The sequence below is a fragment of the Rhodopirellula bahusiensis genome (assembly GCF_002727185.1).
GTDB lineage: Bacteria > Planctomycetota > Planctomycetia > Pirellulales > Pirellulaceae > Rhodopirellula > Rhodopirellula bahusiensis.
In genome coordinates this window covers 457,659-481,181 of record NZ_NIZW01000002.1, presented here as the reverse complement: position 1 = coordinate 481,181, position 23,523 = coordinate 457,659, and the positions used below count along the sequence as shown (strand labels likewise).

General features: G+C 56.7%; 15 protein-coding genes. 6 read left to right on the top strand and 9 right to left on the bottom strand.

What is annotated here, in order from left to right; translation table 11 throughout:
- Positions 1-548: 548 nt before the first annotated feature.
- The 3 genes from CEE69_RS04495 (at position 549) to CEE69_RS04485 (ending at position 5,340) form a co-directional block, all read left to right on the top strand.
- A complete protein-coding gene (locus tag CEE69_RS04495) occupies positions 549-3,401 on the top strand; it encodes a serine hydrolase (protein WP_099259514.1) in 2,853 nt (950 codons plus the stop codon).
- Positions 3,402-3,525: 124 nt separating this feature from the next.
- Positions 3,526-4,509, top strand: coding sequence for a DUF3500 domain-containing protein (locus CEE69_RS04490; RefSeq protein WP_099259513.1), 984 nt, complete (start codon positions 3,526-3,528; stop codon positions 4,507-4,509).
- Between the two features lie 126 nt (positions 4,510-4,635).
- The gene (locus CEE69_RS04485; protein ID WP_099259512.1) at positions 4,636-5,340 is read left to right on the top strand and encodes a hypothetical protein; all 705 of its coding nucleotides are present in this window, start codon (positions 4,636-4,638) and stop codon (positions 5,338-5,340) included.
- 47 nt (positions 5,341-5,387) lie between these two features.
- Here the strand turns inward: CEE69_RS04485 and CEE69_RS04480 are convergent, their stop codons facing one another.
- From CEE69_RS04480 to CEE69_RS04465, 4 genes are all read right to left on the bottom strand, one after another.
- On the bottom strand, positions 5,388-5,651 hold the full coding sequence (locus CEE69_RS04480) for a hypothetical protein (protein WP_199169786.1): 264 nt from the start codon (positions 5,649-5,651) through the stop codon (positions 5,388-5,390).
- Positions 5,652-5,767: 116 nt separating this feature from the next.
- Positions 5,768-7,033 (bottom strand): LamG domain-containing protein, encoded by a 1,266-nt coding sequence (locus tag CEE69_RS04475; protein ID WP_099259510.1) that lies wholly within the window; start codon positions 7,031-7,033, stop codon positions 5,768-5,770.
- A gap of 132 nt (positions 7,034-7,165) precedes the next feature.
- On the bottom strand, positions 7,166-9,079 hold the full coding sequence (locus tag CEE69_RS04470) for a tetratricopeptide repeat protein (protein WP_099259509.1): 1,914 nt from the start codon (positions 9,077-9,079) through the stop codon (positions 7,166-7,168).
- A 77-nt stretch (positions 9,080-9,156) separates the two neighbouring features.
- Positions 9,157-10,623, bottom strand: coding sequence for a sulfatase (locus CEE69_RS04465; RefSeq protein ID WP_099259508.1), 1,467 nt, complete (start codon positions 10,621-10,623; stop codon positions 9,157-9,159).
- Between the two features lie 259 nt (positions 10,624-10,882).
- Between CEE69_RS04465 and CEE69_RS04455 the strand changes: the two genes are divergently transcribed.
- The gene (locus CEE69_RS04455) at positions 10,883-11,662 is read left to right on the top strand and encodes a thioesterase II family protein (protein WP_099259506.1); all 780 of its coding nucleotides are present in this window, start codon (positions 10,883-10,885) and stop codon (positions 11,660-11,662) included.
- 115 nt (positions 11,663-11,777) lie between these two features.
- Here the strand turns inward: CEE69_RS04455 and CEE69_RS04450 are convergent, their stop codons facing one another.
- Positions 11,778-16,274, bottom strand: a complete 4,497-nt coding sequence (locus tag CEE69_RS04450) for a DUF885 family protein (RefSeq protein WP_099259505.1) — start codon at positions 16,272-16,274, stop codon at positions 11,778-11,780.
- A 208-nt stretch (positions 16,275-16,482) separates the two neighbouring features.
- Between CEE69_RS04450 and CEE69_RS04445 the strand changes: the two genes are divergently transcribed.
- Positions 16,483-17,418, top strand: coding sequence for a proline racemase family protein (locus CEE69_RS04445; RefSeq protein ID WP_099259504.1), 936 nt, complete (start codon positions 16,483-16,485; stop codon positions 17,416-17,418).
- Positions 17,419-17,641: 223 nt separating this feature from the next.
- Here CEE69_RS04445 and CEE69_RS04440 read toward each other — a convergent pair whose 3' ends face one another.
- Positions 17,642-18,358, bottom strand: a complete 717-nt coding sequence (locus CEE69_RS04440; protein ID WP_233214701.1) for a DUF3467 domain-containing protein — start codon at positions 18,356-18,358, stop codon at positions 17,642-17,644.
- 229 nt (positions 18,359-18,587) lie between these two features.
- Between CEE69_RS04440 and CEE69_RS04435 the strand changes: the two genes are divergently transcribed.
- Positions 18,588-18,770: a hypothetical protein gene (locus tag CEE69_RS04435; protein WP_037251833.1), complete on the top strand. Its 183-nt coding sequence runs from the start codon at positions 18,588-18,590 to the stop codon at positions 18,768-18,770.
- Positions 18,771-18,998: 228 nt separating this feature from the next.
- On the opposite strand, the gene CEE69_RS04430 is transcribed toward CEE69_RS04435, so the two are convergent.
- Genes CEE69_RS04430 through CEE69_RS04420 form a run of 3 tightly spaced genes read right to left on the bottom strand, consistent with a single transcriptional unit; the run spans position 18,999 to position 23,520 of the window.
- A complete protein-coding gene (locus CEE69_RS04430) occupies positions 18,999-21,098 on the bottom strand; it encodes a hypothetical protein (RefSeq protein WP_099259503.1) in 2,100 nt (699 codons plus the stop codon).
- Between the two features lie 3 nt (positions 21,099-21,101).
- Entirely contained in the window at positions 21,102-22,226 is a 1,125-nt protein-coding gene (locus CEE69_RS04425) for a PDZ domain-containing protein (RefSeq protein WP_099259716.1), read from the bottom strand.
- Entirely contained in the window at positions 22,216-23,520 is a 1,305-nt protein-coding gene (locus tag CEE69_RS04420; RefSeq protein WP_099259502.1) for a S1C family serine protease, read from the bottom strand. Before CEE69_RS04420 ends, CEE69_RS04425 begins: the two co-directional genes overlap by 11 nt.
- Positions 23,521-23,523: the final 3 nt, after the last annotated feature.

The window sequence follows — 23,523 nt, the reverse complement described above, 5'->3', positions numbered from 1 at the left end:
AGTGAGTTTGGGTCGTCTTTCGTCCTAGCATATAACTCTGCTAGGTGGATGGAAAGCATGATGGCGTTTCTTTGACGACAGGTCAAAATTCGTCAGGGGGGCATCCTTGCTTACCGCACAACCGTCATGGATGGCGGGACTCCAAAACTTCTCAAGATGCCCTATCGTTACAGGTTGCCAAGAGAGATCGAACCCCCCTTCCACGGTTGCCGCGAAAATGATTCGTGATCTGGATTGCGATTACTAGCAAATCCGGTGTCAAACCTGGCCATCTCGGGAACTTAGGCAAGAAAAAGGAAACGCTGCACTCGCTTTGATCCCATCGGCTTGACGCGAACAAGCCCACCGTCGCGGAAATGACTTCTCACTCGCACCAGTCCGGCGGCATAGGCGGACGACCAAGCCCCCCTCTCGGATCAGTTAAGCTGTTGGCTGCAATTTGATCTGTTCCGCGCTGTCGGCTCGGGTCACTGTCCCGCCTGCCCCTCCCCGCCTGCCGAGTCAATCCTGTGTGGAAGAAGCCCTCTGACATTGCGCCGCGTCGATCCATGGCCCTTTGTTTCTTGGTTGTTTGGCTGATTTCACCGGCGACCTTCGCTGCGGACGACGAGCCCAATTCAAAAGAGCCAACCTTCGATCTCGCGATCCTGAACGGGCACGTGGTCGATGGCACGGGTGCCCCTTGGTACGAAGCCGATGTCGGAATCACGAACGGCAAGATCACCCACATCGGCCGCATCGATCCGGCGTCCGCCAAAGACACGATCGATGCCGAGGGATTGATCGTCGCTCCCGGTTTCATCGACATGATGGGGCAAACCGCGACTCCGATGCTTCGGAATCCTTCGTCGGCAATGAACTTACTGACACAAGGCATCACGACCATCAACGCGGGCGAGGGATCGTCGGCCGCGCCGGTTTCAGAACATGACGCGAAAACAGTCGGTTGGCAAAACATGGCGGAGTACTTTCAGTTGCTGGACCTGAAAGGCATGCCCGTCAACACCGTGCAAACGATCGGGCACACCCAAGTCCGCCGGTTGGTGATGGGCGAAGACGACCGGCGTCCCAGCGACGATGAACTAAAGGCGATGAAGGAACACGTTCGCGAAGCCATGCGTGCGGGTGCGATCGGAGTTTCCACCGCGTTGATCTACCCTCCCGCCGTTTATGCATCGACCGAAGAAATCGGTGCCTTGGCCGGAGTCGCGGGCGAACACGGCGGACGCTACTACACGCACATGCGAAACGAAGGTGACCAGCTTCTCGAAGCGATCGATGAAGCCCTGGAAATTGGCCGCATTGGCAACACTCCCGTTCACATCTTTCACTTGAAAGCCGCCGGTCGTCAAAACTGGGGCAAGATGCAATTGGCAATCGCGCGGATCAAAGCCGCTCGCAGCGAAGGTCACCAAGTCACCGCCGACATCTATCCCTACATCAACAACGGGTTGGGAATCGATGCCCTGATTCACCCGCGGCACTTTGGCGAAGGACGAGCCAAGTTCCTCAACCGGTTGGCCGACAACGAAGAACTTCGAGCTGAAGTTCGCGAGGAAATCGAATCCACCAGCGGTTGGGAAAACTGGTATCGCCATGCGGGCTCGGATTGGGACCGCATCATCGTCGGCCAAACCACTGAACCTCGTTATCGCGAGTACGCTGGCCAATCCGTCGCCGCGATCGCCAAAGCAACTGGTGAAGACGATTGGGACACCTTCTTTGGACTGTGCAATGCGTCCACGTTCGCACTGCCCGAAACGATGAGCGACGCGAACAAGATTTTGGCGATGCAACAAGAGTTTGTTTCTTTCTGCACCGATGTCGGCCCAGCCGGTGGCAATCGAGGCGCCTCGCATCCACGTTCCTACGGCGCGTTCCCACGGATGTTGTCGCGTTACGTCCGAGACCTGGGGGCGATCTCAATGGAACAAGCGATCTCGCAAGCCAGTGCCGCCGCGGCCAACGCCGTGATGGTCTATGACCGCGGCCGAATCGCCGAGGGCCTAGCCGCCGACGTGATCGTGTTCGACTTTGATGAACTCGCCGATCGAGCGGACTTCGAAAACCCGCACGCAGAATCGGTTGGCATGAAGCACGTGATCGTCAACGGAATTCCCGTGCTCGCCGATGGCAAGTTCACCGGCAAACGCCCCGGCAAAGTCCTCCGCGGCCCCGGCTTTGATCCCACAACCGCGTCGCACGCGATCGTCACCGGAGACGACCAACCAGCGTTTCGCGAAGTCGATAGGGTGATGCAAACATTCCTTCGCGAGCACCGTATCCCGGGTGCATCGCTGGCGATCACGGACCAAAGCAACGTCGTCTACGCGAGAGGGTTTGGCTACGCCGACGTCGGCCAGCGAGAGCCGGTCACTCCCGAGAGCCTGTTTCGGATCGCCAGCATTTCCAAACCGATCACCGCTGTCGCGATCTTGCAGTTGATCGATCAAGGCAAACTCTCGCTCGACGACAAAGTCTTCGAAATCCTCGACCATGAGCCTCATGTGGAAGAAGGTTCCAAGATCGACGAGCGACAAAACGAAATCACGATCCAGCACTTGTTGCAACATCGTGGTGGTTGGGATCGAGACCAATCGTTCGACGCGATGTTCCGCTCAACTCAATTTGCAAACGCTCTCGGTGCATCCCACCCCGCGACGCCCGACACCATCATCCGTGTCATGCGAGGCAAACCGCTCGACTTCGATCCGGGTGAGCGGTACGCGTATTCCAACTACGGATATTGCTTGCTTGGGCGAGTCATCGAGAAGATCACCGGCGACACTTACGAAGACTATGTCCAACAAGATGTCCTGCAACCGATCGGCGTGACATCGATGTCAGTCGGCGCGACTCGTTTGAAAGGCCGCAAACCAAACGAGGTCCGCTACTACGATCCGCACCAAGGCGACTCCGTCTTCGCCAAGGACTTGAATTCGCGCGTGCCGCAAACCTATGGGGCTTGGCACTTGGAGGCGATGGATTCCCACGGAGCGTGGATTGCATCGGCCAGCGACCTGGCTCGGTTCGCTAGCGCATTCGATCACCCCGAGAACAGCCCACTGTTGTCGTCCGCCAGAATCAACGACATGTTTGCTCGGCCGGAAGGTTTGGCGGGACACAAGAAGAACGGTGACCTCAAGCCCAGGTACTACGGCCAAGGTTGGTCAGTGGTTACCGATGACTCTGGCGAATTGACCGCTTCCCATGGCGGTTCGCTTCCCGGCACCAACACGATTCTGGTTCGTCGTTCCGATGGAAAGAACGTCGCGTTGTTGTTCAATACGCGAGTCACCGCTCGTCTTTCACGAGTGACCGGGACCATCCTTCCTCAAGTCATGAAGGCGATCGACCAGATCAAAGATTGGCCGGAACCAAGCGAGGACGGAACTCGGTAACGTTCTCGTCTGGGCAACGTTGTCTTCGAAACGATCCAATTTTTGTTCGCTGGGGTTGAATTTGGTAGAATCAAAATCGGCCGTTTGAAGCAAACGGTTCCCGCCTGTATTCCCTCCAACCCTCATGAGCTTTCCGATGAACGTCAATCGCCCCGATGGCCAACGCGTTGCCCGCCGAGACTTCGTCAAACTTGGAGGAGCTATCGCCGCTGGTGTTGCGACGACCAACCTCTTCGACGCCCGTTTTGCTCATGCGGCGGGAGCCCCCACCGCTTCCGCGGAAACCTACGTGGGGGAACTGTACACCTCCTTGTCCGACAAACAGAAGACCGCTGTCTGGCGACCGTTCGATCACGCCGATCGCCTGAAGATCAACCCGAACTGGCACGTCAGCAAAACGACCATCGGCGACGATCTATTCTCGAAGAAGCAGAAGACGCTGGTCGAGCAAATCGTTCGCAACATCACCTCCAAAGACGGATACGATCGTCTGCTCGAACAAATGGAATACGATGACGGCGGACTAGAAAGCTACAGTTTCGCGTTGTTCGGAGAACCAGGCTCGGACCAGTTCCAATTCGAATTGACCGGTCGTCACGTGACGATGCGAGCCGACGGAAATCGACTCGACAAAATAGGCTTTGGCGGCCCCGTTGTTTATGGGCACGGCGAGGAATACCTCCCCGACAGCCCGTTCTTTCAGCAGACCTTGCAAGCCAACAAGGTCTTCCAAGCCTTGGACGCGGACCAAGCCAAACTGGCGTTACAAAAGAAGGCTCCCAATGAAACCGCGGTGCAGTTGAAGGGCGAGAGCGGGCACTTTCCGGGGATTGGCGTCGACCAACTTTCCAGCGATCAAAAGGAGCTCGTCGAATCGACCCTCAAGATGTTGCTGGCTCCTTATCGTGAGAACGATTCGAAGGAAGTGATGGAGATCCTGAACAGCAGCGGAGGACTCGACCAACTGCACATGGCTTTCTATCAACAAGAAGACATCGACAACGATCGCGTCTGGGACATCTGGCGAGTCGAAGGCCCATCAATGGTCTGGCACTTCCGCGGCGCCCCCCACGTCCACGCCTACCTCAACATCGGCATCAAGTCCTAAGCGGTGGCATAGGCTTCCAGCCTGTGATCAAACCTGCACAGTGGCACAGGCTTCCAGCCTGTGATTCACAAAGAGCAAACGCAGTCTCAATCATAGGCTGGAAGCCTATGCCACAGGAGGTAGCGTATGAATGAGGGTAAAGTTTTCCGACGTCGCAATCTGCCTCACATCGATGTCGAGGGCAAAGCATCGTTCATCACGGCCTGCTTGGATGGCAGTTTGCCAGCCGCTGGTTTGAAACGCATCCGTGCTCATCGTGATGAATTCGATCAACGCAAGAAGCCTCTCGACCTAAGTGACGCCGATTGGGAAATGAAGAAGCACAAGTTGCTTTTCAAACTGGTGGATTCCATCCTGGATGGTGAGTCACCAGTGACACATCTTCGCGATGATCGGCTTGCAAAGATCGTCGCCGACGCGTTCCTTCATTTCGCGGGGGAACGCTACACGCTGTTCGCATTCGTTGTGATGCCAAGCCATCACCATTGGGTGTTCCTGCCCGATCCAACTTGGGCGGAACAGTTTTTAGCCCAACAACAGGACAAGGAAAAGAAACGCACTCCACGTGAAGGCATTTCACACAGCATCCAAAGCTTCACGGGGACGCAGTGCAATCGAGCACGTGGCGGTGAAGGTGCATTTTGGCAAGCGGAGACTTTCGATCACTACGCCCGCGATCAAGAGGAGTTGCTTCGAATCATCCACTACATCGAGCAGAATCCTGTCGTGGCTGGATTAGTGGACCGTGCGGAAGATTTCCAATGGTCATCAGCTCGGATTCGTTCGAAACTCGGAATCCAAGCCGGCGAACCGGTCCCCAAAGTGGCATAGGCTTCCAGCCTGTGATTTATACCTTCGTTGCCCCTCTTATTCACAGGCTAGAAGCCTATGCCACTTTTGGCCACCAAACCTGCGCCGGCCACGGCGAGCAAGAGGATTCCGGCGCAGCCGATGGGTTTGTTGTCGGCCATTTGTCGAGGGTGTGATTTCTCAAGCTCTTCGCTGAGCTTCTCGATTTGTTCCTTGGACTCAATAAGTGATGAATCCGTCGCTTCTCGGTACAGCTTGATTGCCTTGAGCTTTTTCCCTTCCAAGAGATGAGCCCGGATTTGATCCATTGTTTCTTGGAGAAGCTCTGCCATCACGTTCGTCCTGTGAGAAGTTGTTTGAGAAGCGGTGAGATTTCGTTTATCGCAGGTCGGATTCCTCGGTCGCAACCGACATCGGCATTCAACTGGATCACTCCGATCCCAGCCGATCAGTTCCGAAGGTCGGCAAGCTCTTTCAACTCGGCTGCCGAGAGGGCCCGATCAAACACGCTGACGCCTCCAATCCATCCGGTGAAGCCGACACTGCGACTGCTGTGAATCACCCGCCCAATCGTGAACGGCCCGCCTTGTTCTGCATCGGGTGGCGAATAGATGCCGTGCGGGTACCACCAAGGGTTCAACCGCAAGCCAACGAGGTTTCGGTCGGTCTCAACCCATACTCCGTTTTCATCTTTCTCTAGCGTCACAACCACTTCGGTGTAGCGGTAGCGGCGACGTTCAACACGTTGGTTCTCGTCCTCACGCAAGACTTCCGTCTCAGACTCATCACCTTCCGGCGGGCTGTAGTACTGAGCCTCGGGGAACTCGCTGTCTTCACCGTCCTGCATTCCAGGCGTCCGAGCGTAATGTGCTTGCATGTAGGCGTTGTGGGCATACGACAGCAAATTGTTCGACTTGGGGTTCTTGAGCCAGCGTTCACCGGACTCTCCATTTAGCCAACCAGTGATCTCGTTTTTCTCGTCGGCAAACGTCATCGCAAAGCACTGCCAGGACGCAGCGAGCTTTTCTGGCGGCGAATCAGCGGAGACGGCAGGTGACTGGCCCAGCGAATTGCATTTGTGAAGGGCGTACTTGTTGAGGAACGAACTGGCTCCGTTCTCCGACACATGACCACACGCGCTGCCGGCTTTATTCAGCCCGGCGAACAATGCGTATTGCCGCTGCCCACGTTCGACCTTCTTGATCGAAGCGGTGGACGATTGCTTGAGGTCCGTGCCTTCGTGCCAGATTCCTGCCAACGCATGATTGCCACTTTCTCGAATCGCCCACACAACAACGGTCACCGATTTGCCGTCGCCTTTAATATCCAACGGTGTGTCATGCAGACGCGACCGGGGAATGAACAGAAACGGGCGGAAGTTCGGATCCGACTCCTGGCGGATACGAATCGCTTGCCCAAACGGCCCATCGTTCAACAGCGGGAAATCCGCGTAAGTGGCTTGCCTGCCTTCGCCCCAGTAGTCGCGCACATAGTTCGCCGCATCCAACGGGTACACGTTCGTCGACCCAGCAGGCACGTGCGCGATGAAACGTTCTTGCCCAGTCGATTCACGCTGCGTGAAGTCCCAGAACGCGACCAAACCAGGCGTGTTTCGAACCACTTCTCGATTGCCGGTAGGATCAAACGCCGAGACGCCTCCCAATGGCAGCGTCGACGCGACGGCAGTGAGGAAGATAAGAAGAAGGCGTGTCATACTCAATTCCTACGGCTGAATCAGATTGCTAAATCGTGAGAAGGAACGACGTTTCATAAGGGGAATCTTAAGAGCAACCAATAACAAAGTCGTCGCAGTGTAAACAATCCACTGTTCACATGCCGTGCTGACCTACTTCGATGATTGATTCAATTGGCTGACGACAGTCATGCCCGCTCGTGCTCGCGGGTTGTCAGGTGCTAACAGCAGAGCCGTCTCAAAGTGCAACGACGCTCGCTGAGTCTGGTTCAGACTCAAGAACACGTGCCCGAGATTGAGGTGCGTCGTCACGTCGTCAGGAAAATCATCCAAGATGCGCTCGTACAGTTTGATCGCTGCCTCCGAGTCTCCGATCCCCGCGCTGGCTTCCGCGAGCGCAAACACGACATCCAAGTCATCCGGCGCGTGCTCATTGCAACGCAGCAACTCTTCGTGAGCGGATTCGAAATCGCTGGCACCCAGATGGGCAATTGCAAGTTGAAAGCGGGACAACCAATGCCGAGGGTCCGATTCCGGGATCCCCACGGTGGCGACAACCAACAGATCTCGAGCCGCCTCGTAGTCTTCCAACTCGAGCAACAATTGTCCGTAACGTTGCAACCCGCGGTAGTAATCTGGGAACGCCTTGACGCCCCGCTCGAATTCCTCCACCGATTCATCGACACGTCCCATCCAGCGTAAACAGTCAGCAAGAATGAACTGGCTCTCCGCGTCGCCATCCAAGATTCGGATTGCGTCTCGAGCACGCGGCGCAGCGACCTCAAACTTCCCGGCCCAATGCATGACTTTCGCAAGGTTTCGCATCGCGATTCCTTGGGCCCTGCGATCGATGCGGTCGAACACCGATTGATCGACTTCGGCAATTGCTTCGGGAGGCAACTGTTCCAAAGCAATGGAACCATCCGCCAACCATCCCGCGTCTTGCATTTCAGCGATCAGCCAACGTGATAACTGTCGATGGGCCTCAACGGTCGGGTGAACGTGATCCAGGAAATACTCTTCGCCCAGAATGTCATGCCCAAATTCGTTTTGACAAACGTCGCGCAGTGCGGATTCAAAATCGAGCACACGAACGTCATCGGACTCGGGAAGTTCACGAATGAACTGAGCAAACTCGCCGGGCGCACGTAGCGGGCAAATGTCTCGGTCGATCGCAGATCGAAATGCTGAACGAGCAACCTCATAATCGCCAGCCTCAAATGCTTGCCGGCCTCGTTCGAAGAAATCTTCTTCAGGGGCCGGCTTGAAGGGACCGCAATCCTTTTCGTTGGAAGCTGGAACGACGAACAATATTTTCGCGTTCGCGGATTGAGCGATGGAGATCATGCGTCGAACATTGAATCGAAAATGCTTGCGAACATTGTCGCTCCATTCCTCATCGCGAACATAGTCCGACGGTCCAACCGTGTGGTTCAGACGTTCGTCCACTTCAGCGGCCAAACCGATCGAGTTCGAGTCGGATTTCGGTGGACGCTTTTTAGGCACGAGGGAATCGATCACCCGATACGTTCGGGTCTTGTTCAACCATCCCGTCAACCAAAGTTGAGCCTGGGACTGGTCAAAGAAGTCTGCGTACGTTCGCCGTTCGAGAAACTCATTCTGACCGGTGTAGACAATGAACAGATCAGGCTCGTACTCAGCCAACTCTTCCATCACCGCCGCGACGCGGTAGCTGGCGTAGCTGACACCACCCGCGTTGAAGACTTCATGCTTTGTGTCAGCATCGATGTGCGGCAACCATTCTCGCAACCAGCCCGCGAAGGACGTGCTGTCGTCGTAAGGTCGACCGAACGTCGTGGATCCACCGAGGCAAAAGATCCGCTGCGTGTTCGCTGGCTTTGTCAGCGGAAAGCGTTGGTCGTTGAACCAGACCAACTTGTTTTCCGCGGTTCGCATCCACGTCTTGCCGTCGTCATCGGTGAAGCGTTCCAGCAGGGGAACTTGCTTCGAAAACCCCATCAACGGGTCGGTTTGATCGTTCGACCGACCGGCACCAATTGCGGTCAGAAACAACTCGATCGCCAACAATCCAAACGCGGTGGTCACGAAACCGAAACAAGCCTTCTTGGTACGACTAAGAGTGCGCCGAGATACACCCTTGGAATCAGAACTAGATTTCGCAGTCATAGCCCGGTAGCGGATTGTTCACACCAAGTGTGCAATTGCGGCAAGAACGATTGATAGGCAGGATCGGAAGCCACGTTCCGAATCGCTCCCGGATCCTTGTCGAGATCGATCAAGACGATGTCTTCGAGTTTGCCTGTCTTGCTCGACACATATTCCGTGTAACGAAACCGCTCCGTGCGAATGCTGGTTCCAAGCACCGGCCCAACGCCTGGTTTGAATTTCTTGTATTGGCTGAACGCCGCCGGACGAACCGACAGTTCGGGATCACGGACCACTCCCGCGATGCTCTTGCCTTGGCAATGTTTCGGAACCGGCACTCCGGTCAGCTCGCACAAGGTTGGGAACACGTCCACCAATTCCACCAACGATTTCGTTTCACCCGCAGGAACGCCCGGGGCGGACACGATCAACGGGACTCGTGTTGCGATTTCATAGTTGGTGTGTTTGCACCAATCGCCAAAGTCGCCGACGTACCAACCATGGTCGCCCCACAACACGACAATCGTGTTCTCGCGTTGCCCGTTGGCTTCGAGAGCGTCCAGCACCTTGCCAACTTGTGCGTCCATGTAGCTCACCGCGGCTCGGTAACCATGGATCAGCTCACGAGTTTTGTCGTCGTCGAGCATCTTCGTTTTCGCAGGAATGTCGGTGTAGTTCTTCAGCTCTCCCCAACTCGATCGAGCGTACGGCAAACCATCAATCACATCTTCGCGAGAAGGAATTTCAATGGCGTCGCGGTCGTAGAGGTCCCAGTACTTGCCCGGTGCATTGAACGGCAGGTGTGGCTTCAAGAATCCAACGGCCAAGAAGAACGGTTTGTCTTGTGTGGCAAAGCGCTCCAACATCGCAACCGCCCGCTCGGCGTTGTGGCCATCGGCGTAGGCATTGTCTGGAACGTCGCCGCCGTTTTCGATCGATGGTCCCGGCTTCTCGCTCGAGTTGGCCGGATTGCGTTTGCGAGGCAGTTCCTGGACGTAGCCTTTGCCCTTGCTGCGATCTCGCGGGGCCCACTCGTTGGCATCGACGGTCCAGGCCGCCGCATCGTCGCTGGCGCTGTGGTAGACCTTGCCGAGAAACCCCGTTTCGTAGCCGTTGCGAGACAGGTGTTGCGGCAGCGTCAGCACGTCGGGCATCTTCGACCGCAGCAGCGTTTTGAAGTTCCAGCACTGGGTCGTCTCCGGACGGCAACCGCTCATCAAGCTGGCTCGCGAGGCACCACAAACGGCGACCTGGCAATACGCGCGGTCGAACCGCATGCCAGAAGCCGCCAAACGGTCGATATTCGGCGAGTGAATGAAAGATTTGCCGTAGCAACCAAGCTCAGGCCGCAAGTCATCGACGGCGATCATCAACACGTTGAGCGGTTTGGATGGCGAGGTTTCTTGTGCCGACGCGGGCATCGGCAGCGAACAAACCAAGCTGACCAAGCCAAGAAACAGATGGCGGGGTTGGAGGGCGGGCATGGTGGGAATTGGGATGGGGAGGAATCGTTGTGGGGGCTCCCGTTATAGCTGAATCCTCGGTGGATTGTGGGGAATTGGGATACACAGGCTGGAAGGCGATGCCGCCTTGCAGGGATGAAGGGCAGGGACTCACAGGCTGGAAGCCTATGCCACTTGGGTGGTCTCACCTGACGCCTGGCCGGGTGCTTTGTTACAAAGCGTTCCTGGCGGTGACTCTCCTGGACTGCAAACTTGACACGCTCGTTGAAACGATTGCTTGATGACGTCGAATGACGCCCTTTGTCGAATCAGTCCCGCATCGAAGTCGAAGACGCACCTGTTGTGGGTGCCGCATGCCGGCGGTGCGACCGCTCCGCTGTTCAAACAATTTCGTAGTCTGACAACGTCGCGAAATGCTCCGAGTTCCATCAACTTGTGGGCCGTTCGGATGGCTGGGCGTGAGTCCCGTTTCTCGGATCCACTTGAAACCGACATGGACTCGTTGGTTGAATCGATCGCGACCGAGACGGAACGAACCTTTGCTGATGACGACACGTTGGTGCTGGCGGGACACAGCCTGGGTGCGTTGATTGCGTACCGGTTGGCGGTTCGGTTGTTAGAAAAATCCTCCGGTCCATCCCGCGTGAAAGGGCTGATCGTGATGGGAGCCTCGCCGCCCAACCAATGGACGCAAAACCGCGACTGGTTGGACTGGGACGACGACGCGTTCGCGGAAGAACTCGACCGTCGCTATGGCGGATTGCCAGCCGGTTTGAAGCAGCATCCCGACGCGCTCGCGATGTTCTTGCCAATCGTGCGTGCGGATTTAAAACTGGCACGAGGAGTCGCGACTGCAGAGCACCCGACCATCCCCGTCCCCATTCGGGCTCTCGCCGGGGCAGAAGACCATGTTGCCAACCGAGCGAAGATGCAAGGTTGGCAAGCACTCACATCGACCGGGTTCTCTCTGCGAGTGTTGCCGGGGGATCATTTCTTTCCGGTCGCAAATCTCAGCAAGGTGTTGCTGACCGCGGAGACGCTGAGCGGGGACGGCGGTTGAGAACCAAGATCGACGGTCTAGAAGACCATCGTACGTAGGTAGCCGTCTCGACGGTCTAGAAGACCATCGTACGGAGATTGCTGCCTCGACGGTCTTGGAAGACCATCGTACGCCGTCAGTTGAATTTCCAGCGTGGTGGTTCGTCTCTTTGAAGCGGTTCTTGCTTCAAGACCTGACGCAACATGGCGATGGGCAACATTCCGGCTTCCATGATCGAATCGTGGAATTCGCGTTCGGTCATCTCGCCCGACAAAACCATCTCACGGTGCAATTGGCGGATCTGCAACGCACCGAGCATGTACGCAGCTTGGTACAACGGCGGGTAGCTCGGACCGATGCTGCGTCGAACTTCCGCGGTCGCGTTGCGTCGTTCGAACCCAACGTTGTCGACCAAGAAATCGACGCACTGATCCGGTGAAAAACGCCCCAGGTGAAAGTTCAACGAAAAGATGATTCGTGCACACCGGTGGGCTCGCCAAACCAGCATTCCCATGCGTTCTTCGGGAGTGCGAGCGAACCCATCGTCGTACAGTTTCAGTTCCCAATAGACGGCCAATCCTTCCAACCAGAACGGCGTGCTCATCGTGCGACGGTGAGGTTGGAACCGCTCGTTGCTGTACATCTGCAAGTGGTGACCCGGGATCAGTTCATGGTGCACCGTTGCTCGGGCGTACCCGATGTTGTTTCCTCGCAAGCTTTGGCGTTTGTCACTCGGCGACATCTCCGACGTTGGAAATGAAACGCTGATCACTTCGCCGCCGGTGAAGAAAGGATTCACCTTCTGTCGCTCGGGAGTCATCATGATCATCCGCCAGCAATAATCGGCGAACGGCGGGACTGTGATCCAATCGCGTTTTCGCAACCATTCGACCGATTGGTCAGCCATCTCGCCGATTAACACCGGCTGTTGGCCCGGTGCCACGTGGTGATTCTTCATCCGTTCGACCGCGGCTTTCCAATCTTCGCCCAATCCCATGTCTTGAGCAACGCGAACCATCTCAGATCGCACAATCGCGTATTCTCGTTCGGCCAACTCGATCAATTCCTCTGGCGAATGATCGATGAATTGACGACGCAATTCCAACTCGATTCGTTCGCGTCCGACCGGCGTGCCCGACAGATCCTTTTCAACCGACGAGGTCGCAGGCGGCAATTTTTCGCCCGAATCTTCGATCCGTTTGCGTTCGATTCGTGTTTCGACCTCAGCGGTCAGCAGGTGCCAATCGACTTGATCATCAAGCGACCATTCTTCGAACGGTTTGCCGTCCAACTCCAAAGCGGCCAACTCCTCTTTCCACTGAGGCAACTGTGCCGTTCTTTTTTCACGATCGCGACCACGACGAGTGAATCGACGGACGATCGATGGCATCCAAGTCGCTTCGCGTTGGGACCATGTTTGAATCGGTGGGTAAGCCTCGTCAAAGGCAAACGCTTCAGCCGGTGTGGGCAGTTCGACGGAACCGCCAGCAACCAATTCCGATTGTTTCGCCGTCAACGATTCGCCGACGTTCAGTGTTGCTTTCCAAGCACGCAGGTTCTCGCCGGTCTCCTTGGCCAGATCGAGCACCCACCAATTGAAATCGGGGTGATAGCCCTCGTAGAACGTTTGCCAAGATTCATACTCGTCCACCAAATCTTTCGCGGCTTCCATGACGGATTGGCTGACGGCCACCGACTTGGGCTCCTTGTCTGCAACGAACTCCTGAAGCTTTCCGTTCAGCGTTTCCACCTCAGCCGCCATCGCTTGTCCATCCAGTGCGTTCACACGTTTGGAAAGATCCGTCAGCGAGATCAATTGTTCGGTGAAGGGAAACATCTCTTTCAGTTTCGCAGACGTCGCAACGAGCGTCTTCAGCTCCGCCTCTTCATCACTCACCGCAGTCAACATTTCGCTAGCGATTTCCGCTTCCGCGTCGCTCAAAGTGTTATCGCCTTCGGCATCGATCGCCGTCTGCAATTGGCTTTCCCATGCGGCCAAGAACGCGGCGGTCTGTGACAGACGCTCGTCCGCCACACGAATCGGCAAACGACGCTTCAGTGTCTCCAGGTCGGTTTGATAGTGATTCTGGATGTCCTTCCAAGCCGTCTGTGGTTGCAGTTTTTCCGAGTCGATCAACACGGTGGCAACTTCTTCGGATGTCTCACTGGAATCAGAGGTCGATTTGTCGATCTCCTTCCCGGGTTCTAGCTTTTCGATAAAGAAGTCCAACGTTCGTCGCTTGCCGTACTTCCCGCCGTCACTGTGCCCCACGTTCGGCATGACCAGCAAATCAAAGTCCTTGCCAGCATTGATCAACGCATCCGCGAAACGCAGCGTGGATTCAGGTGGCACGTTCGTGTCGACTTCACCCACGATCAAAAACAAATCGCCGATCAGGTTGCCAGCGTTGTCGATGTTACTGCAGGCGGAATAGTGATCTCCGACCGGATAGCCCATCCACTGTTCATTCCAAGAGGCTTTGTCAATTCGATTGTCGTGGCAACCGCAAGCCGCCACGCCCGCGTCATAGAAGTCACCGTGGAACAACAACGCGGATCCGGTGTTTTGGCCACCAGCCGACGTTCCGAAGATGCCCACTCGTTCCAAATCCATCGCGGGATGTTCTTTCGCAAGAGCCTTCATCCAAGCGATACGATCGGGGAAACCAGCGTCCTTCAGGTTGTGCCAGCACACATCATGGAAAGCTTTGGATCGGTTGGCGGTCCCCATGCCGTCGATCTGCACGACGATGAAACCGGCATCTAAGTAGTCGCGATGCCAGGGTGCCGAACGAAACGATTTGGGCACGTGCGAATCATGAGGCCCGGCGTAGATGTATTCGACGACGGGATACTTTTTGTCTCCGGTCGGGTCATAGCCTTCGGGAAAACACGCCAATCCCCAGATGTCGGTTTCGCCGTCACGGCCCTTCGCTGAGAAGACCTGCGGCAGATTCAACTCGGCGTCATCAGGCGTGACCGTCGCTTTGGCGAGTGTTTGAATCAGCTTGCCATCCGCGGAACGCAGTTCATGAACCGGCAACGAATCGACGCGAGAATGGGTGACAACCAATTGGCTTCGATCAGGAGAAAACGTGGCAGTGTGCGTGCCATCGCCCTCCGTCATCAGCGTGAAGCTTTCTCCCGAGAACGCGACCCGAGCGTAATGCTTCAAATACGGGTCTTGGCCTTCGTGCACACCGCTGACCACCAAATCGAGCACGCGATTTTCTTCGTCGATGTTGTCGATTCCACGAACGACGAACTCACCGCTCGTGATGGGTTGGATCTCATTTTCGCCAGCCAAATCGACCAAGTAGAGATGCTGATAACCGTCCTTCTCGCTGACCCAAATCACTTCGTTCGTGTCTTCGAGATAAGTCCAACGCGGCAGGTCCGTTTTGTGAGTGGTCCAAACGAACGTTTCTGATTTTTCGTCGATCGCGGTGGTGACTTCACCGGACAACACGTCCACATCGAACAAGCGGAATCGTTGATGGCCTCGGTCGGTGACAGCGATCAAAGCGCGGTGCGGTCCAACCCACCGGAAGTTCCAAAATCGTTGAGACATCCATGGCAAATCCAGTTCGATCGCTTCGCCAGTTTTCGCGTTGAATGCGAGCTGTTGAGTCTCGTCGACCGGATCGCCGGGCAACAAATACGGGCGTGATTTGAGTTCCGCTCGACCACCGGATTTGGGCGATGATTCCACCAAGTGAACTGGTTGAGTTTCGTAGGGAATGACCGCTCGAGTCAGCAACACGGTTCCATCGGGTGACCACTGCGGCGATTCCAACTTCATGGGCTGAGCCGATTCTGCAGCGTGATCAGCAAAGGACACGGCCAGTTGCGATTCATCGATCAACGTTTTCCATTCGTCCGACTCGTCTTCGGATTCCGAGCGAAGCAATTGCAAACTGCCCTCGGTCAATCTTGCAACCACCTTGTCATTGTCAGGTGCGGGCACGCCAGCGTTCCAATCATCCCCACGGCGAACACCCCGTCGGCGGCGCCCACGACGTTCCGGTTCTGGCTGGGTCACGCGAGCCGGTTCGGTGACTTCCACTCGAGCCGGTTCGATGTCAGCAACGAAGTAACCAAACTTCGTTTTGTCTTCGCCGATCAGTTCCCAAACGTGTCCTGCAAAAGTTGTTCGGACCAGTGAGTCTCCGGCGGAGACCGAATCGTATTTTACCCGTTTGCCTTCGCCGTCGACCCAGAACAATTGCAACGCTTGTTCGGTCTTGTTGACGAACGTGATCTCACTGTGACTTTCTGCGGACCGACCGGATCGAGGCGTGCGGCCTCCCTTGAGCGCCGCTTCACGCGTGCTGTCTTTTTCAGCCGGATCCACCTCCGTCATCTCACCGGTTTCAGCATCCACTCGAATGCCGGTGAATGAACCATCCGCGTTCTGACGACGGAACCAGAACGAATCGTCAGTCGTCCAGTGCGGCGTGAGAGTTTGCTGAATCACCCTGGGGCGAGGCGATGATGGACCCTGTGCGTTTGCGATGCCACCGAACGCGAAAAATGCAAACCCGAACAGCAACCCCGCGACTTGAGAGGCGACGTTCGCGGACGATCGCCCGGCAAAAATTCGAGGCATCCAATTGTGAAACGGCAATTTCATGTCTATATGTTCTGTGGAACCGTGCGTGTCAGTGGACTGCTTCCCCGCAAAACGATCTTGTTGGCCCCCACTCCTAACGAGCGTCCCAAGTCCATCGATTTCGCGGGTTCAGACCACTTTAATCAAGCAGAACACGGCGATGCGTCGCTATGAATGTTTCGCTCCACAAAGGCGAAATCCTGCACCTACCTTCTTTGATTCGGGAACGATGATGCTGCCTGCACGTGTACGGGTGTTGGATTCTCACACCGGTGGGGAACCGACGCGAATGGTGATCGGACTGGAAGACGTGCTGGTTGGGGACACGATGGCCGCACGCCGGATGTACCTTCGCGAACACTTCGCGACGTTGGGAGCACCAATCGTCAACGAGCCCCGCGGCAACGACATCATCGTGGGTGCTTGGATGTGCCAGCCAGTCGATCCAAGTTGCTTCGCTGGTGTGGTGTTCTTCAACAACGTGGGTGTGTTGCAAATGTGTGGCCACGCAACAATTGGTGCCGTCGCGACGCTGGCTTGGCAAGGCAGATTGCCACCAGGAGTGCACCGTTTAGAAACACCGGTTGGAATCATCGAAGTCCAGCTACACGACAATGGCGAAACGGTCTCCTTCGAAAACGTCGTCAGCGAACGCTATCAATCCGGCGTCCGCGTTGAGGTACCTGGTTCGGCACTGCTGAAGAACGGATTTGTCACCGGCGACATTGCCTACGGAGGCAATTGGTTCTACTTGGTCGACGACCACGGATTGGACCTCGAGCTCAGCAACGTCGATCAGTTGATGGAAGCGACACTAACGATTAAAGCCGCGCTGCGTGAACAAGGAATCATGGGCCGAGATGGTGCGGAGATCGACCATGTCGAAATGGTCGGTCCTTCTCAGCACGCGGACGCAAAAAACTTTGTGCTGTGTCCCGGCAACGCCTATGACCGCTCACCCTGCGGGACGGGAACCTGTGCCAAGGTCGCTTGTTTGGCCGCCGCGGGTAAGCTCGAAGCCGGCGAAACGTTCCGGCAAGAATCGATCACCGGAAGTTGTTTTGAAGCCACGTATCGAATCGACGATGCCGGTGCGGTGCTGCCTCGACTGACGGGATCAGCGGAAGTGATCGCCGAAACAACTTTGCTGTTCGAGCGTGGATAAAAGGGTTCAGTGAGCAACGCCAGTACGATGGGATTCCAAGCCCGTCGAGTTACAACCGGTTGCTTGACTCAGCCAGAACGCGATCGCATTCGGTTCGTCTCGGTAACCGTGGACGATCGCCCATTGGCTGATTGCTCCATCTGCGAACCGTATTGAGTCAACAGCCTGGTCAACCGACCACTTCGTCGGGCTTGGAAGCCCTACGTACGACTAGCGACCCTGGTCACTGATTGCCTTCGTTGCCTTTGCGGCGATCTTCCAGTTGCTTCGTTGCCCCGCGAAGTGAGTCGAGCAAACGTGGGACTTGGCCGGCCGCCAGGAACACTCGAGCACTGACGGCGGACTGTGGGAAGAAGCTGGTCAAGAAGTCCAAACCAAACTCCGTCGCACCGTGACCAATCATGACTCCGTTGGCATAGGTTCCGCTGAGCACTTCGTCGGGCAACTTCAAATCATCGTAGATTTCTTGTGGCGATGGCCGACGTTGCTCGGCGTTGGGATTGGGTGTCGGCGTTGGCATCATCGGCTCGCCAAAGCGACCTTTGTACAACTCCAAATTCTTCTGCAACGCGTCAACAAATTGAGGCATCACCGCGTGCGGAATGATCACTCGCACAGCGACTCGGTGAGGCCGGCCGACGGTTTGTAGAAAGTCGACGATGAACTCGCTGGGGCCGGTCATCACGATCGCGCCGGTGCTGAAACAACCACCCGCGACATGATCGGGCACCCGAGCTCGAACGGCGGGGTTGTCGGCCGCAGGATTGTTGCCGGGCGCCGGAGGTCCGGGCGGTCCGTCCGCGGGTGGACCACCCTCCGGCACGCCATCGCCCCATTGGCCGCCGCCGAGTTGACCATCGCCGGGTGGGTTGCCGCCGGATCCATCGTCGTCGTTGGGTGGACCGTCAAAAGGGGGCTCAGAAGGCGTGTCGGAATTCATCGGGACCGCAATTGCAGGGAAGTGAAATGAGACAACCGGCACCATTCTATCGGGCATTCGATCATCTGTCGTCGGGCCTGGACCCGTCATTCTCCTCTTCGGTGGGGGATCGAAGATTCCCATTCAAGTTGGAAGTCGACTGATCGTTTGCACTTGCGATCACCATGCGCCATCTTAAGATGGACAGACGATTAACCATCCCCCGCATCCCCGTTTAAGGTCCCCCGCCGTGTTAACTGAAGCCACCATCGAACGCATGTTCCGTGAACTTGTCGCCGAACCCAAGAAATGCACGGAAGAAACCTTCGACCAAGCAGAAGAGTTGCTCGAGCGCGAATTGCGTGACGAGAGCCCACTTCGACACCGCCTGACGGTCGAATTGGAAGAACTTCGTACTTTGGCCGCCAAGTAATTCGGCCACGACGAGCGTTGCCTTCCTGAAACAGCAACGCGGAACACGTCTTACCCAAATCGCCAAAACCAACTGGCGAATCACAGCCAACCTTCTGCCTCGGTTGGCTCGAGTGAATCACATCGAAATGAAAAGCGCGGTTGACCTCAACCGCCCGTTTCTTCTCTCCGGTCTCATTTCCCGGACCCATCGGCACCCCAAACGCATCGCCGGTTCAGGCTTTGTCGCCTAGAGCTCTGGGCCGATGATCTTCGGCAATTGCCGGTAGAGGAACCTTGGCATCACCGCCAAGAAACCATCCGAAACAGGATCGTGCTCGATCGCCAGGCCTCCGCCGACCAAACGCGCCGATTCGCGAATTCGGTTCAACACGTCGTCGCGACGTGGGCCCAATGGTTCGCTTCGCACGACGACAGGCAAACGGTCATAGGTCGCTGATGTGCCAACCCACCAATGCGATGAATCAACCTCGCGAATTTGCAAGCCGATCGGGTCCAGCGTTCGGCCTAGCATGTCGCCCGCGGTGACCTCGTTGCCAGCTTCGCCCGCGTACGCCATCACCAATTGCCCCGGCGACAAACGGCGTCGTTGAGCGTCGGTCCAGTTGATGATGCACGTTGCGTCGTTCGCGCGAGACGTTCGTCGAAGCAACCCAGCCATCGCGATCGCGGTGTCCAACTGAGGCCCCGTTTTGCCTCGGCTGAGCACCTTCCAGGCGGGAGGCAAACCATCATCCACCAAAACCTCGGTGGGCTGGTGAGAATACGCAGCCGTCCAGCGCGTCATCACGTCGTCGTCGAGCGTGGATGGGTGTTGTCTCATCCGCCGCAGTGATTCCGTGGTCAGACATCGAAGGTGCAACGCATCACGAGGTTCGAGCTCGATGGCCGCGTTCAGTTGATTCAAAAGCGTTTCCGCGGAACCTCGTTCAGTACCAAAGTCATCCAGATCAACGAGTGTTTCCGTTTTGGACTGCAACACTTCCATCGGCAGGGTCAGCGTCAGTCGATCCTCTTCTGTTTCAATCTTCAATCCTGCGGATCGCGCCGCACTGCCGAGCAACTGGCCCATCGTCGTCCAACCCTTCGCATCCGTCGCGACGAGTTGCCTCAGATCCGTTCCCGCTAGATCCATCGACACCCAGTCCAGTTGAATGGGAATCAGAGTGGCTTCGCCAAGAAACAGGATCAAATCCGACAGCGGGTATCCCTTCGTGCTGATCGCCAATCGCATCTTCAAAGCCGTTTCGATATCGACTTCTTCAGGAGGTGTTGCGATTAGCATCGGGTCGACAAATTCCTCCGCTGCGATATCTAAAACGACGTCTTCCAACACCGGAGCCTCGGACATTGGCGTCGCATCAGGAGCCTGGCCGGGCATATCCAACAGTATTTGAAACTGAGCGAACTCAGGCGGCAGTTCAGTCACGACGTCGGTTGCCGGATCGTTCGCGAGAGGCTGAGCAACCGGTCCCTCAGACGGTTGATCGCGACCGAGAACGGCGGGCGGACCGTCGAGTGGGCTTCGCGGCATCAGGTCGTTCGGTACGCCGGTCAGGTTTGGAACCACTGGATCAGTGACTCCATCCGAGACCGCATCGCCATCGGCCGTTTCAGCCGGATCGTCACTGGGTTCGTCATCAGTCGATGTGCTGTCTTCGGTCGCGGTCGGCTCATTGCCATCAGCAATCGGGGCGACTTCCGGATCGTTGGCCTGGATCGGATCCGTCGGTTCGTTGGACGTGTCAGCGGTTGGGCCAAGGTCAGCGACGGGCAAACCCGCCGTCGAATCGGGCTGGCGGAACCAAAGGAACAGCCCCGCCAACAGCGTGACGCTTAACAACGATCCAACGATCCACATCGCTACCGATTTGGACGTGCCGCTTCGTCGGGCTTGGTACAACTCATTCGGATCGACACCGGATGACGATGCGTTTAGATCAGCATCCGAGTCGAGGCTCGAGCCAGATGCATATTCGTCATCTGCCGCGAACGAAGAGCCATCGGCCAACGGCGGAGCAACCAAGGGGCCAGGATCAGCTGCTGAATCACCGGGCAGATCGCTTGGCAAATTTCCAACCGACATACCGGCTTCTGTCATCGCCTCGCTGCCGATGGATTCATCACCCAACGTAACTCTTGGCGGGGTCGGCTGGGTCGCACCGGCGGTGTTTTCCGGCGGATCAATTTGCACGAAGGAATTGCACTTGGGGCAATTCACAATCGTACCGATCAAGCTCGGGTTGCTGACCTTCAATCGGGACTGGCAACTGACGCACTGAACTGCGAAAGGTCGGAAATCGCCACCGGAGGATGCCTCGTCAACCAACGATCACTTCCCACCCGCTTCCGCGATCATGCTGGATACTTCAACCGTCACCAACGAGGATGGTAGCGCGTAGCTGACCACTCGTCCGGCACGAGCGATGTTGATTCCGATGACTTGCCCGTCGCTGTTGAGCAAAGGCCCGCCGCATTGATCGGGGTTGAGAACCGTGTCGTGCTGCAGGGCTTCTTCGAAACCAGACAACCGAATGTTGCGAGCTCCGTTCACACGCGCGTCATTTTCAGACTCTTGAACAATCGCTGCCTCACGCATTTTGGCTGACACCTCTTTGGTATCGCCATCGCGAACGATGGTGAGCTGCACGATCTCGCCGGGGAAAACCATCCGCAGCGTCGACATCACCGAGTCCTTGTTGTTTTGCATTTGCCCATTGATCGCGATGATCCGGTCACCTGATTCCAACCCGGCTTCCGACGCACTGCTGTTGGGCAAGATTTGTTCGACTTGAGCTCCCGCGGTGGATGCGTTCGGATTGAGTTGAACGCCCAACATGCCGCGGTACTCAACACGGCGAGGCCCAGCCCCCATCACTCCCAATCCGATGACTCGATTGGTTCGGTCGGGACTGATCAAAAAGCTGCCGACAACCGGAGTGGTCGAAGTCAACGTCACCGGGCGAAGCATCGGCAGCGTTCCGGTGCTGTCTCGTTCAATCACCAGCAATGCGAGATCGCTACGTCGGCGAACCGCGGCGACTCGAGCGGGAAACATCCGGCCATCACGAAGGCGGACGCGAATCGGATCGTTGGACAATTCGCTTCGCTTGGTGATCACGTAAGCGTCCGTCGTCGCCACGGACGCTCCCACGTGCAAGCTGGATCTGGCGACCACGGTTCCCAATGAAACGGGACGGCCGCCACAGATCACGCCGACCACGCCGTCGTTGACGCTCTCAGCAATCGGACGCACCAACTGCATCATCTCGCCATTGTCGCGGCGATGCATGACGCGTTCGACCAAGCGTTCTTGCAACCAAGCCGGCACGGACGTTTCTTCTTGCGCGGACACCGGACCGGTCAAAGACACGCACAGCAACACGGCGGTCGCCATGGCTGTGAACGCACCGCTCAGCGATCGCTTCCAAGAAGTCATTTGAACGTCAATCGCCACGGCCAATCTCCACAGTCACTTTCACAGGTTGGCCGTCACGTCGCAGCCAAATTTTCACTCGTTCGCCGGGCATCGTGTCAGAAACCGCGGCCTTCAATGATTCAAAATCGGTGATATCCACTTCGCCGAACGTGATGACTTGGTCACCCGCCCGAATGCCACCTTGATCAGCAGGCGAACCCGGTCCGACTCGGACAACATTCGCGATCCCGCCTTTGCTGTTGCCTCGGACACCCAAAACGGGTCGGAAGCCAGGCAGATACCCCCAAGCGTTCCCGCCCTGCATCTTGTCCCAATGTTCATTGTAGTGATCGATGGGAACATGCAAGTTGTCGGCGACATCATTCCCGATGCGACTGTGCACGGCGATCAGCTTGCCTGACAAATCAAACAAAGGACCACCGGAGTCGCCGCCGATCAAAGCACAATCCGTCACTAAACGATCGGGGTACACAGCCAAGATACGGCCGACCCGAGTCACCATGCCTCGATCGGCTTCGTAACCACCGGGGTGCCCCGTTGCGATGCACCACATTCCGGACTTGAGTTTTTCGCTGGTTCCAAGCGATGCGTGTGGCCAACCGAGTTCACGTCCGGCCGAATCGCGAATGTTCTGTCCCGGATCAATCTTCATCAACCCCGCGTCGACGCTGCGATTCATGCCCAAAGTTTTCGCGGAAACCGTTCGCCCATCGTTAAGTGTCAACATCGCGGATTTGCCGGGACGCATCGCCACGTGAGCTGCGGTGAAAACATAACCCGTCGAAGTGATGATGACGCCGCAACCTTGCGCGGGCCCAATTTGCACGCTGACGGTGCAGGCTTCGGCTAACGAAGCGACCCGCTGTTGTTGACGTTGCAGCGAACGCAATTGGTCCAACGAAGTTGGCACTCCGCCCTCTTCAACCAATCGTTGCAGTTCCGTCGGCGGTTCGATAAACGTGCCACCGGAACGATCGTCAAATGCGTCCGCAGCCGACTCTTGAACGAACGCGTTCTGGTTGATCGATCCGGGCGGGATCAAACGTTGCGAGCCGAGGCCGGACTGCGTTCCGTTGCCGCCTTGATCCTGAATTGAACTTGGCCCGAACCTTTGTCCGGTACCGGGCAAGCTTTGGCGTGGCGGCACCAAAGTCGCACCGGGTGGCAACGGTGGCGGACCGCCAATTGTCGAGGGAACTCCATTGACGATCTGCGCGGGACTGACCGAAGGAGAAATCGCCAGAGCGAATAGAAAACAACTGGCAACCAGCCTCAGTCCGAGCGTGTCGTGAAATGGCATCGCGTGATTCATCAG

Coding starts and splice junctions, on each gene's coding strand:
- CEE69_RS04495 (WP_099259514.1), top strand. CDS start 549: ATGGCCCTTTGTTTCTTGGTTGTTTGGCTGATTTCACCGGCGACCTTC.
- CEE69_RS04490 (WP_099259513.1), top strand. CDS start 3,526: ATGAGCTTTCCGATGAACGTCAATCGCCCCGATGGCCAACGCGTTGCC.
- CEE69_RS04485 (WP_099259512.1), top strand. CDS start 4,636: ATGAATGAGGGTAAAGTTTTCCGACGTCGCAATCTGCCTCACATCGAT.
- CEE69_RS04480 (WP_199169786.1), bottom strand. CDS start 5,651: ATGGCAGAGCTTCTCCAAGAAACAATGGATCAAATCCGGGCTCATCTC.
- CEE69_RS04475 (WP_099259510.1), bottom strand. CDS start 7,033: ATGACACGCCTTCTTCTTATCTTCCTCACTGCCGTCGCGTCGACGCTG.
- CEE69_RS04465 (WP_099259508.1), bottom strand. CDS start 10,623: ATGCCCGCCCTCCAACCCCGCCATCTGTTTCTTGGCTTGGTCAGCTTG.
- CEE69_RS04455 (WP_099259506.1), top strand. CDS start 10,883: ATGACGTCGAATGACGCCCTTTGTCGAATCAGTCCCGCATCGAAGTCG.
- CEE69_RS04450 (WP_099259505.1), bottom strand. CDS start 16,274: ATGAAATTGCCGTTTCACAATTGGATGCCTCGAATTTTTGCCGGGCGA.
- CEE69_RS04445 (WP_099259504.1), top strand. CDS start 16,483: ATGATGCTGCCTGCACGTGTACGGGTGTTGGATTCTCACACCGGTGGG.
- CEE69_RS04440 (WP_233214701.1), bottom strand. CDS start 18,358: ATGAATTCCGACACGCCTTCTGAGCCCCCTTTTGACGGTCCACCCAAC.
- CEE69_RS04420 (WP_099259502.1), bottom strand. CDS start 23,520: ATGAATCACGCGATGCCATTTCACGACACGCTCGGACTGAGGCTGGTT.